The organism is Paenibacillus sp. JT31N17 (genome assembly GCF_056269255.1).
In genome coordinates this window covers 147,544-161,525 of the sequence record NZ_JBWDNP010000011.1, presented here as the reverse complement: position 1 = coordinate 161,525, position 13,982 = coordinate 147,544, and the positions used below count along the sequence as shown (strand labels likewise).

At 52.9% G+C, this 13,982-nt stretch carries 8 protein-coding genes; 7 read left to right on the top strand and 1 reads right to left on the bottom strand.

Annotation, left to right across the window (positions count from 1 at the left end; genetic code table 11):
- Nucleotides 1–367: 367 nt before the first annotated feature.
- The 6 genes from AC0YOB_RS27325 (at nt 368) to AC0YOB_RS27300 (ending at nt 11,002) form a co-directional block, all read left to right on the top strand.
- Complete coding sequence (locus tag AC0YOB_RS27325; protein WP_475795454.1) at nt 368–4,474, top strand: IPT/TIG domain-containing protein; 4,107 nt, start codon at nt 368–370, stop codon at nt 4,472–4,474.
- Between the two features lie 276 nt (nt 4,475–4,750).
- The gene (locus AC0YOB_RS27320) at nt 4,751–6,685 is read left to right on the top strand and encodes an asparagine synthase-related protein (RefSeq protein ID WP_475795453.1); all 1,935 of its coding nucleotides are present in this window, start codon (nt 4,751–4,753) and stop codon (nt 6,683–6,685) included.
- Between the two features lie 30 nt (nt 6,686–6,715).
- Nucleotides 6,716–6,865: a paeninodin family lasso peptide gene (locus AC0YOB_RS27315; protein ID WP_475795452.1), complete on the top strand. Its 150-nt coding sequence runs from the start codon at nt 6,716–6,718 to the stop codon at nt 6,863–6,865.
- Nucleotides 6,866–7,027: 162 nt separating this feature from the next.
- Nucleotides 7,028–8,830 carry an ABC transporter ATP-binding protein gene (locus AC0YOB_RS27310; RefSeq protein WP_475795451.1) on the top strand — a complete coding sequence of 601 codons (1,803 nt, stop codon included), beginning with the start codon at nt 7,028–7,030 and terminating at the stop codon, nt 8,828–8,830.
- A gap of 185 nt (nt 8,831–9,015) precedes the next feature.
- Entirely contained in the window at nt 9,016–9,915 is a 900-nt protein-coding gene (locus AC0YOB_RS27305) for a helix-turn-helix domain-containing protein (RefSeq protein ID WP_475795450.1), read from the top strand.
- Nucleotides 9,916–10,006: 91 nt separating this feature from the next.
- Nucleotides 10,007–11,002 (top strand): phytanoyl-CoA dioxygenase family protein, encoded by a 996-nt coding sequence (locus tag AC0YOB_RS27300; protein ID WP_475795449.1) that lies wholly within the window; start codon nt 10,007–10,009, stop codon nt 11,000–11,002.
- A 260-nt stretch (nt 11,003–11,262) separates the two neighbouring features.
- Here AC0YOB_RS27300 and AC0YOB_RS27295 read toward each other — a convergent pair whose 3' ends face one another.
- The gene (locus AC0YOB_RS27295; RefSeq protein WP_475795448.1) at nt 11,263–12,591 is read right to left on the bottom strand and encodes an FAD-dependent oxidoreductase; all 1,329 of its coding nucleotides are present in this window, start codon (nt 12,589–12,591) and stop codon (nt 11,263–11,265) included.
- A gap of 289 nt (nt 12,592–12,880) precedes the next feature.
- Here AC0YOB_RS27295 and desA point away from each other — a divergent pair, with 289 nt between their 5' ends.
- Entirely contained in the window at nt 12,881–13,978 is a 1,098-nt protein-coding gene (gene desA / locus AC0YOB_RS27290) for a Delta(5) desaturase DesA (RefSeq protein ID WP_475788266.1), read from the top strand.
- Nucleotides 13,979–13,982: the final 4 nt, after the last annotated feature.

Sequence of the window (13,982 nt, the reverse complement as noted above, 5' to 3'; positions counted from 1 at the left end):
TTTCAAAATACATCGAACCCTGTCGCACCCTGCCGTTTTCGGCAAACAACCGGGGACTGCGGGTTCAAACAATCGGGAAAAGCAGACTTGGCAGCGTACAGAGTAGGTCGATTGAATGGATATCCTACTCGGTCTTTAGGCGCTTGCTGCGAATTTTGCAATCTGGAATATTTAACTAGTCGAATAAAATGAAAACGGTTGAATCACACCGGATTTGTCTGATTTTCCGGGATTTAAGGTTCCCGGTCAGAGCGCAGGGCTGACGTCATATATGCCTTCATCTTGGCAGCTTCGCGGATATAAGAATTGTGGCTGTTCGAATTTACGAATGGAATCACGCAAGGTAAATCCAAGAGGAGGTATGAGAATGGAAAAGGGAACCACTTTATTCTTATTGAAAAGCGACAGCGAAGGGGCTTTTGACGGTTCAATAAAAGGAATCTCCATTGCGCAGACCGTCAATGCGAAGGTCCTTGACGGCGACATGGGCTTCCATCTGGACAAAGGCTACATCGAACTGGCGGGCAATAAGGCGTTGGAGTCGCTGCAGTCCTTTACACTCGAAGCAACCATCGCTCCCGATGGGGTGGACGGCGGCAGGCAGACCATTATGGAGGCGCAAAGTCCTTCGGTAGCCCTGTATCTCGAGGCAGGCGGCAGGCTCGTTGGCGCTGTTCACACCTCCGCGGGCTGGGAGACGCTGGACAGCGGCAGCGCGCTGATCAAGGCGGGCGAAGCAGCCGGGGTCCGGTTTACCAGGGATGATTCCGGTATCATGGAGCTTCATATTAATAATCAGGTTGTGGGATCCAAAGCGGCTTCGAGCCCTATTCAAAATGTCGGACAGCTTGGCTTCAAGCTGGGGGCGGGCATTGACGGCCACAGCAGCGCGTTCACGGGAAGAATCGGCCAAACGGTTATCCGCAGCGGTGCGGTGAGCGCCAATTTCGCGACGCTGAAGCAGCAGCAGGCAGCGGGCATCGAGCAATCCGTGAGGCAGGTGATCGGCAATCCCAACATCAAGGTTATTCTGCAGCCTGATATCAGCCGGGCGCGCCTACAGCCGGTGAAGGATCTGATGAATGCGGCCGGTGTCGAGAAGCTGACGGATCTGGGAACCCTGAAGTTCACGGCCAAGACAGTTATGACGCCTGGCAAAATTCTGATTGCCCCGCGCAAGACATCGGCTGCCGTCATTGACTGGCCCAAAATTGCGCTGCAGCTGTCCTCCGTGACAGATGTTGTGGCAAAGCGGGATAGTCTGGCGAAGTATCTGGTGAACCGCAACAGCACATCCACTCTCAGGAGATGGCTGCCGCCGTCGCAGAACACGCCTCCAATATCGACGATTCCCCGTCCTGGCTTTCCGGGAGGAATAAGTATTCCGACCGTTACCAGAACGTCTCCGGCTGTCGGTTCGCGAAGTCTCGATGCCGTGAGGCGCGGCGGAGTTCTGATGCCGACCAATGTCCTGCGCGAGAGTCCGGTTCTCCGCCAGTCCTTGCGCAACACGTCGATCTCGGAGCTGATCACTGTTAACCGCAACGCCATTCAGCTGAATGATGTGGCGATCATCGACAAGCTGGAGCTTCCCAAGCCGGCGGACTGGCCGTCCCTTTCAGAGAAGGGGGCGCAGTTGTTCAGCCTGAAGACTATTCCCGTATCCAGCGCCGTTATTATCGCCCATACGCTGGATCTGACGGAAACGGAGCTTGTGGTGGAGCCCAACGTATCGACCTTCTATATCATCGCCGAGAAAATCATCTGCGGTGATCAAGCCAGGATCACCTGGCGCAGACCGGGCGGTGAAACCCCTCCAAGGCTGGATAATCCCGATCTGAACGGCCGGGGCTGGTCCGGTGTTCATACCAAGCCGGATTCCCGGGATGGTCTTAACGGCGATGACGGGCGCTCCGGTGAACCGGGTATTGATGGGGCGAAGGGGGCGGTGGCCCCCAATCTGGAAATGTGGGTGCGCGATATGAGCGCTATGCCCAATCTCGATTTGAATGGAGAAGACGGCCGCAAGGGCGGGCTTGGCCAGCGCGGCGGCAGAGGCGGCGACGGCGCTGACGGGGAGGCGGGCGACCGGTGGTGGGCATTCGGCTGGCATTGCTGGGAGGATCCGGGCGATGGCGGTGAAGGCGGCGACGGCGGTGCCGGCGGGCGCGGAGGCCGCGGCGGCAACGGGGGAGCAGGCGGCAATATTACGATCGGCGTATTGGACGGAACGCTGGTATCGACGGTGACCAGCCGCGCTTTCAAGATCAAGAATCAGGGCGGCCAGCGCGGACGCGGCGGCAATGGCGCCGAAGGCGGTTTTCCGGGCTTCGGAGGCAGAAGCGGCGTGGGCGAAACCTGTAAGGATGCGCGGGATGGAAGAAGCGGGGCACAGGGGCAGCGCGGCAATCCGGGTATGGATGCCGCCTACGAGGGCCTTGATGGAAGCATCCAATTTTTTGAGTTTTCCGATGATGCCTGGGAGGACCTGCTGGAACGCCCTTGGCTGTCGGAAATCACACCGACCCAGGCGTTCCCGGGGGATAGTCTGACGCTTCGCGGAAGCCATTTCACCAGCCACGACCGCGTCGTATTCGGAGGGACCGTGCTTGTGCCGGCAGTTAATGCGGATGAAAGCTTGTCCGTCACGATTCCGCTGGATGCGGCAGGAGGAGAGAAGACCGTATACGTGCGCCGCGAGGACGCAACAGAGAGCAACCGGATCACGATGCGGGTCAAGCCGCAGTTGGATACCTTCGTGGCAGCGCTGATACCGGGCTCGACCATCGCGCTTGCAGGACGCGCTTTCCTGCCGGGAGCCTCGGTGCTTGTTAATGGTGCTGCGGCACCCGCGGATGTGCTTGGCCGGACCCAGCTCACCTTTGTTATGCCGGGAACCGGCGGGACGGGCAGCGCAGGGGGCAATGTATCGCTTCAGGTGCGCAACCCCGATGGTCTGGTCAGCAACGGCCGATCCGCATCGGTAGCCAGGGTACTGGAAATTCCGTTCAAATACGGCGTCCATAATTTAAAATTCGGCAACTTCACGGATGGCGTCCCGGATTGGGGGACGTACCAGGATACCTTCGGGGCAGCGGAAATCTGGCATGAGCAGCTGGACCCGGTATTTGGCCACCCGATCCTGACAGCGGCCTTCTACGGCTTCTATCATTATTTCCTCAAGGGGACGGCCAACGGCGGACTGGCTACCGGCTACTGCACTTCACTGGCAAGCATCGTCGCGGATAATTTCTGGCAGGGACGTACGGATACGCCGACTTTGACAAAAGCAGAGCTGCAGGAGCAGCTGACCGGCGTGCACGGCAAGCTGCTCAGCCGTGAAAGCCTGATCCACTTTCATGATCAGGGCCGCGAGGGAACGGCGCGGGTGGAGAAAACCTGTCGCGAGATTGAAGCCGCGTTCCTGCGCGGCTGCGACCGCGACAACGCTCCGCTGCTTTTCTTTATCCCATCGGGCGAGGTATGGGATGCAGGGTATACGGACAAGCTGAGCAGCTCGCATTGCGTTATGCCTTACAAGTTTGTTTATCCAAACGGACATCCCGGGCCACAGCTGTCCGCCGACGGAATAACGACGATTAACGACCTTGACGGCGTCGAGATGTTCGTATGGGACTGCAACCGTCCGGAATCCGATCAATGCAGGCTCAAATTCAAGCGTAATGGAGGCATTTTCGAATTTGAATACTTTGCCGATCCGGGCGTGGTGAGCTTCCGCAGTCAGGATGGCATTACGCTGGGACTTATGACGAACGGCCAGTATATGCTGGCTGATCACGATCTGCCCTTCAGCGGACCGTTCGGGCTTACCCGCTTCGTGTTCGACTTCCTGCTCTCGCCGGCCGATCTGCAGATCACGGACGAGAACGGGCTTGCGACCGGCCGCTTCGGTTCGCAGCTGCATGCGGGCATTCCGGACAGCCATCCATGTTATCTGATTCCCGGAGCATACCTGCTGCCGGAAAATGTGCCGCTCTCGCGGAAAATTGTCGGCACCGGCGCGGGGACCTATACCTACAACTCCATTCTCCCCAACGGTCTGTCGATTGTCATCTCGGATGTATCCACGACAGCGGGGCAGGAGGATCTGCTGTCGACGAATGCCGATTATACGCAGCTTCGTTTTACGCCGGGGGCGGAGAAGGAATTCACGATGACGATTGCCCGCCAATTGGCCGATCAGGTGCGGGCGTTTGCGATTCAGGGAATCGGCGGAGGACCCGCCGCAGGACTGGACATCACGCTGTCTCCCGAAATGTCGGTCGTGCGTATCGGCAACCGAAGCAGCGCGAAGACCGTCGAGGTGCGCGCCTTCACGATCGATAAAGCCGCCAATTCGCCCCAGAACGATAAGGTGGAGGCTATTCATCTGCCAAGCAGCTACGATCTGGTCGTTGCAGTACCCGACTGGACAGTGCTGGATCTGAACGTGCAGACGATCAGCTTCAGCTAGTAAACAGGGACAAGGGACGTCCATTAGGAAGCGGACTCGGCTGCTAGCTGCGGTAGATCTTCATAAGTGAAAATTGTATTTTAAAATGAAAAAGTGGTTGAACAGGGTTCTATACCTGCTCAACCACTTTTCGTTTTTCACCTGGAAAGATGAATAATAATTCAGGTCACCCCCCGAAAAATGAAGGCAATCCACGAATCGTATGATACAAATTGTATCATTTAAAACAGTGATAGAGCTTTGACAGCAAGACATATCCATCCATGGAGGAAAAAAATGAGTGCCGTAGCCGGGATTGTTAACCATAACGGAAGGCCTGTATCCATTCAGGAAAGCGGTTGTCTTATGCAAGCTCTGCAAAGATACCCTGCCGATGACGTTTGTGTCTGGCATGGCGGATCCGCCTTTTTGGGATGCCATGCGCAGTGGATTACTCCCGAGTCGGTCAATGAACGATTGCCTTATTTCGATGAAATCAACCAGCTGGCCATCACCGCGGATGCAATTATCGACAATCGGGAGGAACTGTTCGGCAGATTAAGTATCGAACCATTCCGGAGAACCCGCATTACGGATAGCGAGCTTATTTTGCTGGCTTACCAGAAATGGGGGAATGAAGCTCCGAATTATTTGATCGGCGACTTTGCATTCGTCATATGGGATGCGAAGGAACGCGTTCTATTCGGGGCGAGGGATTTATTAGGGAATCGAACGCTTTATTATCATACCGATCAGCATCATTTTGCTTTCTGTACGGCAATTTTTCCTTTGCTTGCTTTACCCGGTATGAAGAAAGAACTTAATGAGCCGTGGTTTGCCGAATATCTGGCGATTCCGGTTATATTGGATTCCGTAGAGTACTGCTCCACTGTATATAAAGGCATCCACCAGCTGCCTCCTGCCCATACCATGACAATAGCCGATGGAAAATTGACATTGTATGAATATGGGGCGTTATCCTCGCATGTTGAGAAATTGAAGCTAAAGTCTAACGGGGAGTACGAGGAAGCATTTCGCGAGGTTTTTCAGGAAGCCGTCAGCTCGAAGCTTCGGACCCGCCGTCAGATTGGCGCGACATTAAGCGGAGGGCTGGATTCCGGTGCAGTCGTTAGCTTTGCTGCTTCCCCCTTAAGGAAGGAAGGGAAGATATTACATACCTACAGCTATGTCCCGCCGTCCGATTTTGTTGATTGGACGGGTGGAAGCAAGGTGGCGGATGAGAGCCCTTACGTTAAGGCCACGGTTCAGCATGTGGGGAATATAAGGGACAACTACCTGGATTTTTCGGACAGAAATTCATTTGCAGAAATTGATGAGTGGCTCGGGATTCTGGAGATGCCCTACAAATTTTTTGAGAATTCGTTTTGGATCAAAGGAATTTTCGAGAAAGCGGAGCAGCATGGCGTTGGCGTTCTATTAACAGGGGCGAGGGGCAATTACACTATTTCATGGGGACCCGCAGTCGCTTATTACGCCCTGCTCCTGAGGAAAATGCGGTGGATCCGTCTTTATAGCGAGCTCAAGGGCTACGGCCGAAGAATCGGTGTAGGAAGAAAGCAGTTGCTGCCTTACATAGCAAAGTCTGCCTTTCCATTTTTAAACAGGTCCGCTTACAGGGATGAACAACCGGAATTTCCATTATTGATCCATCCGGATTTCGCAAGAAGAACAAACGTTTTTGATACGCTTAAGCATCATGATGTCGGACTTGGCAGGTCTTCTGCCGATGCGTTCGAGGCACGTGAAAATCAGTTCAAAAAGCTGGCGTACTCGGCCATGCAGGGTGCATCGGGGACTAAATTATCCCTGCGTTACGGCATATGGGAAAGGGATCCGACCAGCGATCCGCGAGTCGTTCGATTTTGCTTATCCGTACCCGTTGAGCAGTATGTCCAGAACGGATTCGACCGGTCGCTTATTCGGAGGGCAACGGAAAGATATCTACCCGATAAAATCCGGTTGAATCAGCGCATTCGAGGGGTGCAGGGTGCGGATTGGGTCCACCGCATGATTCCTTCATGGGGCACTTTTATAGAGGAAGTTCATAAGCTCTGCCAAGACTCAGCCGCTTCGCATTATTTAAATGTTCATCAAATCAAAGATTCTCTGCTCCAAATCGGAAATTCGCCAAGACCGGAGCATGCCTATGATCCACATGCCAGATTTTTAATGCGCAGCTTGATTGCCTACCGGTTCATGAATCATTTTTGATGATTTGTGCTACGAAAGGAGGTGATATCAATGGAAAAGACAGTATGGCAAGCACCTACGCTTGAAATGCTTGACGTCAATATGACGATGGCAGGAAAAGGAACCTGGATTGACTTTAAAGGAAATGACGCGAATGAACATACTCCTGGCGAACAGCCGGGACATCCTCCAGTTTCATAGTTTTTTTCCGGGAAGCCCTTATGCAATATAGATGTATAAGGGCTTCTCTTCTTTCACGGACGATAGCGTTATCCTAATGAAAGAATTTTGAGGGACCTCAGCCCGGAAAATCTGTAAGTCTGTCTTCTTCCGGTCAGCTTATTAAGTTAAGGGGAATTCAAGGTGACGCAAATACTTTTATACATCAAAAAACTGCAAGCTTTTGCAGGCTTTAAGCTTTATCTCAACTTAATCGGTATGACGGTGATAAGCTTGCTGGAGGGGGTTGGAGTCTTCCTGTTAGCCCCTATGCTTAGCCTCATTGGCCTATACGATATCAATACGGCAGGAGTGCCGTTCATTTCCATATTGGCCGATCCCTTGAAGGGATTGCCGGAGGGACTGAAACTGCCTGTTGTCCTTGCAGCATTCATTGTGCTTCTAATCGGTCAAGCGCATCTGCAGCGCAGCCAAACCAATCTGAATTTGGAAATTCAACAGGGGTTTATCCGCTACTTGAGATTGGAAATGTATCAGGCCTTAATTCAGACAAAATGGTCTTTTTTTCTGAAAAAAAGAAGGTCCGATTTCAATCATATCATGACTTCCGAGCTGACTCGCGTCAGTCAGGGAACTTATCTGTCCCTGCGATTATCGACAACGCTGCTTTTCATGCTTGTCCAGATCGGCTTTGCGTTCTGGCTGTCGGCGAAGCTTACGCTATTCGTCTTGATTTGCGGCATAGCGCTGGCAGTTTACTCGCGCAGGTTTATTCAACAATCGAAAATAATCGGGGATCGGACAACTGAACTGTCACAAAGCTATACGGCAGGGATAACCGACCATTTCAATGGGATAAAAGATATTAAAAGTAACATGATGGAGGGACAGCATCTGACCTGGTTTCGCGCGCTGTGTTACCGGATGGAGCATAATTTCGTACAGTTTGCGAGACTGCAGTCCACCTCCCAGTATTACTACAAGATAGCATCCGTTATTCTAATCGCGTTATTTGTTTTCGTAGCCTTCGAAGTGTTCCGCATACGGGCCGAGCAGCTCCTCCTGATTGTCATTATTTTCTCCCGCTTATGGCCGAAGTTCTCCATGCTGCAGTCCAGCTGGGAGCAGATTGCCCAGACGATTCCCGCATTCAACAGCCTGCTTGAGCTACAGAAGGATTGTGAAGCGGATAAAGAGCGGGAACTGCATGAAAATGCAAGCTGCGAACATTCCATAAGCATCCGGCACAGCATTGAATGCCGTCATGTCTATTATCGTTATGTTAAGCACCATTCGGCATATGCTCTACAGGACATCAATCTTCGGATACCGGCAAACCGCATGACAGCAATCGTCGGAAGATCCGGCGCCGGAAAAAGTACACTGATTGATACGCTGATCGGCCTTATTGAGCCGGATAAGGGCGAAGTCCTTGTGGATGGGAGCCCGCTTGTCGGCGATGCCGTTTTTGCCCTTAGGAGATCAGCCAGTTATGTCTCGCAGGATCCTTTTCTATTCCACGCCAGCATCCGGGAAAATCTGTCCATTGCGGCGCCGGATGCAAGTGAAGAGCAAATGTGGGAGGCTCTAAGATTCTCGGCCTCTGATGAATTTATCCGGGAACTTCCGGGAGGACTGGATACCGTTCTGGGAGACAGGGGAGTCAGGCTTTCAGGCGGTGAACGGCAGAGGATCGTTCTGGCGCGGGCAATTTTGCGGAAGCCGTCGATCCTTGTTTTGGATGAGGCGACCAGTGCGCTCGACAGCGGGAATGAATCGAGGATTCAAGAAGCGCTGGAGCGGCTTAGTGGCCATATGACGATTATCGTCATTGCCCACCGCTTATCGACCATCCGCAATGCGGATCAGGTAATTGTATTGGACCATGGGCGGATTATTCAGCATGGAGGATTTCATGAGCTCTCCAAGGAAACGGGAGGTATGTTCGGTAAGCTGCTGGAGTATCAAATGGGAGCCAATGCATGAGCAGGGATATAAACATACTGCGATAGCTGGCTTCATCAAGGCGCAGCCCCCGTATGCCCACATGGATGAACGGTCAGAACGTTAGAAGCCGCCGGTTCGCCCGAGCAGCGAGCGCCCAAAAGCGGTATAATGGCCATAAACCCGCCCGTTTAAGGGCATTTCACCGGAAAAGGAGTGGACAGGGTATGGCCGCACCAGAGGACGGATGGCCGATCGTTCATAGTGTCGGGGATATCGTCATTAAAGCCGGTTTTGTTCTGGATGCGCGGACCATCGAGGATTATGAACTGGTTTATTTTCCCGTGGGCACGGACACCGTCTACGAGCTTGAGGGCAAGCCGCATATACTGAATGATCCGTGCTTTGTTTTTACGCGCCCGGATGAACGTCACCGCTACTGCTTTGACAAGGAGAAGAATGTGCGCCATCTGTTCGTGCATTTTGATTACGAGGTGCTTCGCCAGACGGATAACCGGCTGATTTCGCTCCTGCATGACCGTGCCGTGCATCCGGTCCGCCCGAACAGCCTCATTCCCGACCTGATCAGGCAAATGCTCCGCATTTCGGGCAAGCAGTCCCTTCATTGGAAAAGGCGGCTGTCCGTTCTGCTCGCGGCGGCGCTTGAGGAGCTGAGCGCATCGGCGGACCAGCCGCCCGAGGATACCCTGCTTCAGGTGCCCATCCAGATCACGCGGGCCATCGCGTATATGGAGGAGCATCTTGACGAGGCGTTGGCGATTGAAGATATCGCCCGCCAAACGGGCTGGTCGCATGAGCATTTTACCCGGATGTTCCGGGCAAGCGTCGGTATGACGCCCAAGCGGGCACTGCTGGAGCACCGCCTGAAGCGGGCGGAGCAGCTGATGCTGAACGGCCAGTGGTCGGTCAAGCAAATTTCCTATGAAGTGGGCTTCGGCGACGAGCATCATTTCTCCAAAACCTACAAAAAGCTACGCGGAATCTCGGCTTCCGACTACATTCAACAATGCCGGAACCCGATTTTCCGCCATATGGCCGAGTCTGCCGGTACGGAAGCGCCATATACGGTGAACCGTCATATTGTGGTCAATAACCATATCAAATAAATACATCGTTTTGCCGGATTGCTCCATTGAGAACGCTGTCTTCCATGATGCACAATGATAGTGAAGGCAGCTGATGTGGAGGGATACGGCAATGGGCAAATTTTACACACCGAAGTCGCGCCAGCGAAACGATCGTTATTTGGTAAGCGTGGATGAATATAAGCATTACCATCGCGAAGGATATGTCGTCGTTAAGGGTCTCGTATCAAAAGAAGACATCGGCAGGCTCTATCAATTGGCAGAGCAAACGCGATTGGACAGCAAGGAGAAAATCAAGGCTCCCGATCCGGACAGCAAGGATCCGCTGAAGGAGGAATTCACCAACCTGACGCGCGTTCATATGCTCTCCAGGCTGGATGCCGTGGCCGAGCAAGGGCTGCTTAATCCAAGAATCCTGGATGTGACGGAGGCTCTTATCGGGCCGGATGTTTATGCGGTTCAATCGATGATGTTTCTGAATCCGCCGGGACGGGGCGGACAAGGCTGGCACCAGGACTCCTGCTACATCAAAACGCACCCGGATACGCTGATCGGAGCATGGGTCGCGCTTGAGAAGGCGGATGAGGAGAACGGCTGCCTGTGGGTGGTGCCTGGCTCCAATCATGAGCCGGTTTATCCGCCGGAGGGAATGGGCGGCGGCAATGTTCATGCCCTGGATGCTTTCGGGGATTTGAACGCGGTGCAGAACGTCAGTCATCTCGATGATGAGGTAAACACACTCTCGAGAATCGTGGCGAAATACCCGCCAGCGATACCGGTGCCTATGGAAGCGGGGGATGTTCTATTCTTCCATTCGCATCTGTTTCACCGCTCTTATCCGAACAGGACGGAGGACCGCTACCGCCGCTCGTATGTCTGTCATTACTGCAGCGCCCGTTCCTGGGTGCCCTGGGATCATGACGGGTATGAAGGCGATTCCGGCAATTACCGGCAGATTCTGGCCCGCGGCCGGACGCATCTGCCTTACGCGAAGCCTGCTTTCGGGACCGAGGTGTTCCTCGCGGAAGAGAACGAGTCTGCGGACAGCGTAACCATGATGGGCATGGATAACGGCATGATGATGCCGGTCGCGCAGAAGAAGGACTAGAGCAATAGCAGAAGCGGGAAGCAGCCATCCCAAATGAGATAGCGAGTAACATCCGGGCAGCGTGCAAAGACGCCTCCAAGACCACTGTATCAGTGGCGCTGGAGGCGTCTTTTTGACCTTATAGAATGTATGAGTTTCACTTTTATCCATAGCTATAAGATCCAGAGGAAGAAACTTATTGTCCGCCGTAGAAGGGCGAAGCTGTATCTTCTTATATGCAGAATGCAGCATAATATCTCTCTTCTGACTGACCAAGCGGCTCAGATCGCCTGCAGCCCTGCCTGATTCAGCAGATTCCACGGCTTGTTGTAATGCGGCTGGAAGAAGAAGTCGACGAAGCTCAGTTCATCCATTGTCATCTCATTCTGAATGCACACCGACAGCGTATTGATAGCCTGGGTCAAATCCGCCTTAGACATGATCTGGGCGCCTAGAATCCGTCTTCCGGTCTCTTCATAGACGACCTTGAGCAGCACCTTCTCATAAGTGGGCATAAATTCCGGACGATAATTGTCATTGATTGTGACAGATTTCACAATCATCCCCGCAGAACGGGCGGCCTGTTCGGTCATGCCGGTCGAGGCGATATGATAATCGTAGATTTTAATGCCCGACGTGCCCTGGGTTCCCATATATTTGACCGTCGGCTTCACCAGGTTGCGGGCAATGAGAGCGCCCATCCGGACGGCATTGGTAGCCAGCGGTATATAGGCATCCTGGCCTGTCGGATTGTAGTGGATCGCGCAGCTGTCGCCTGCCGCAAACACGTCAGGACAGCTGGTACGCATATATTCGTCCACGATGAGAGCGTCGTTGTCCAGCATATTCGCCTGTCCCTTGAGCAGCTCCGTATTGGGGCGGAAGCCGATGCACAGAACGACAAGATCGGTTTCATATTCCCCGGCTGTTGTCACAACCCGTGTGACTTTTCCGGCTTCGCCTGCAAAACCGGTAACACCCTGCCCCAGCGCCAGCCGGATCTGGCGGCTTGTCAGCTCTTCCTCGACCCGCTCCGTATACTCGCGGTCCAGATATTTGAACAGCACGCGGTCGGTATTGTCGATGAGCGTGACTTCCTTGCCAAGCTGCTGGAAGGCTTCAGCCAGCTCAATGCCGATATAGCCTGCGCCGACAACCGTGATCTTGGCGGCTTCTGCCGCTTTCTGGATAATCGTCTGCGAATGCGCGTAGTTTTTGCACAGCAGGATATTCGCAAGCTCAATGCCGGCGAGCTTCGGAATAATCGGCCACGAGCCGGTGGTCATGACCAATTTGTCGTAGCGGTCGTAGAGGATTTCGCCGGTTGCGAGATTTTTGACCTGCACCTTCTTGCCGGTCGTATCGACCGCCAGCACGTCATGCCGCATCCGGGTGGCAACGCCCATTTCGGCCAGCTGCGCCGGATTCGCGTAGAAGAGCTGAGCGGCATCCTTGACGATGCCCCCGACATGAAGCGCGATGCCGCATGAGAGAAAAGAAATATTATCATTGCGTTCATAAACGACTATCTCGGCATCTGGATATAATTTGGCCATTTGGGTAATGGCAGCCGTTCCTGCATGTGTACAGCCTATCACAATAATCTTCATATGAAGCGCCTCCTCGATAGTTAATATTGTGATTAAATTCACAATGTAGACTACTATGTGATTTATTTCACAATACTTTGTTGCTTTTAGTATACGCCTCCTGCCGAAAAATGACAAGGGGTCAGCAAAATATGGGCGATTTGTACGAAAGGATGACGTTTGTCATACTCCCGGGTGTGACGTTTATGACTGTGGCAAATGGAAAGCGTTCTCTATAATGAAAGTAGGAAGTTATAGCGTAGCGGCTCATTTCATCCTACTAGAGCATCATACCCAGGAGGCATATGCGATGAATAAAGCCGGAAACATAGCCCAATTGAAAGAAAATATGACCCCATTTGAAAAAAACGATAAAAAGTCAAGCGTGAAGCAGCTGATTAACACGCTTGCGCCGCTTGTCCTGCTCTGGATTGCCGCGTACCTCAGTATTTCGGTATCCTACTGGCTTACTGTGCCTATCGCCATTGCGGCATCAGGTTTTGTCATCCGCACCTTTATTATTTTTCACGACTGCTGCCACGGATCATTCTTTAAAAGCAAGCGGGTGAATGATATTCTTGGCACCATTACCGGCGTTCTGACGCTGGTGCCGTATCAGCAGTGGAAGCTGAGCCACTCCATCCATCATGCGACGAGCAGCAATCTCGACAAACGGGGAACCGGGGATATGTGGATCCTGACTGTGGAAGAATATAGGGCAGCCCCCCTGCTTCGCCGGATCGCTTATCGGTTGTACCGGAATCCCATTGTGATGTTCGGCATAGGACCGATCTTCGTTTTCCTGATTCAATACCGGTTTAACCGCAAAGGGGCAAAACGCAAGGAGCGTATCAACACTTACGTGACCAATGTTTCCATAGCCGCCTTGTACGGACTGCTGATATGGGCTATTGGCTGGCAGGATTTTCTTCTGATCCAGGGCCTTGTCTTCTTTGTCTCAGGTTCGATGGGCATCTGGCTGTTTTATGTGCAGCATCAGTTTGAGGATTCGTATTTCGAGAATGAAGAGGAATGGAGCTATGTGAAGGCCGCAGTAGACGGCAGCTCTTATTATAAGCTACCCAAGGTTCTGCAGTGGATCACCGGAAATATCGGTTTTCATCATGTTCATCATCTGAGCCCCCGGGTACCGAATTATAACCTGGAGAAGGCCCATAATGCTTCATTGCCCCTGCAGAAAGCGACGACCATTACCATTGCCGCAAGTTTGAAATCGCTTCAATTCCGGCTGTGGGATGAGCAGAACAAAACATTTGTCGGCTTCAAAAAAGTCAGACGTTTGCTGAATCACGCGGACGCCGCGGCAGGCGCAGCCAGCACACTCAAAAGCGGCATTAAAGGCGGCAAAATAATAAAACCTGCCGTAAAGGTCGAGAATAACTTATAATTAA

Bases quoted from the DNA above. Each gene is read 5' to 3' on its own strand.
- AC0YOB_RS27325 (WP_475795454.1), top strand. From the start codon at position 368: ATGGAAAAGGGAACCACTTTATTCTTATTGAAAAGCGACAGCGAAGGG.
- AC0YOB_RS27320 (WP_475795453.1), top strand. From the start codon at position 4,751: ATGAGTGCCGTAGCCGGGATTGTTAACCATAACGGAAGGCCTGTATCC.
- AC0YOB_RS27315 (WP_475795452.1), top strand. From the start codon at position 6,716: ATGGAAAAGACAGTATGGCAAGCACCTACGCTTGAAATGCTTGACGTC.
- AC0YOB_RS27305 (WP_475795450.1), top strand. From the start codon at position 9,016: ATGGCCGCACCAGAGGACGGATGGCCGATCGTTCATAGTGTCGGGGAT.
- AC0YOB_RS27300 (WP_475795449.1), top strand. From the start codon at position 10,007: ATGGGCAAATTTTACACACCGAAGTCGCGCCAGCGAAACGATCGTTAT.
- AC0YOB_RS27295 (WP_475795448.1), bottom strand. From the start codon at position 12,591: ATGAAGATTATTGTGATAGGCTGTACACATGCAGGAACGGCTGCCATT.
- desA (WP_475788266.1), top strand. From the start codon at position 12,881: ATGAATAAAGCCGGAAACATAGCCCAATTGAAAGAAAATATGACCCCA.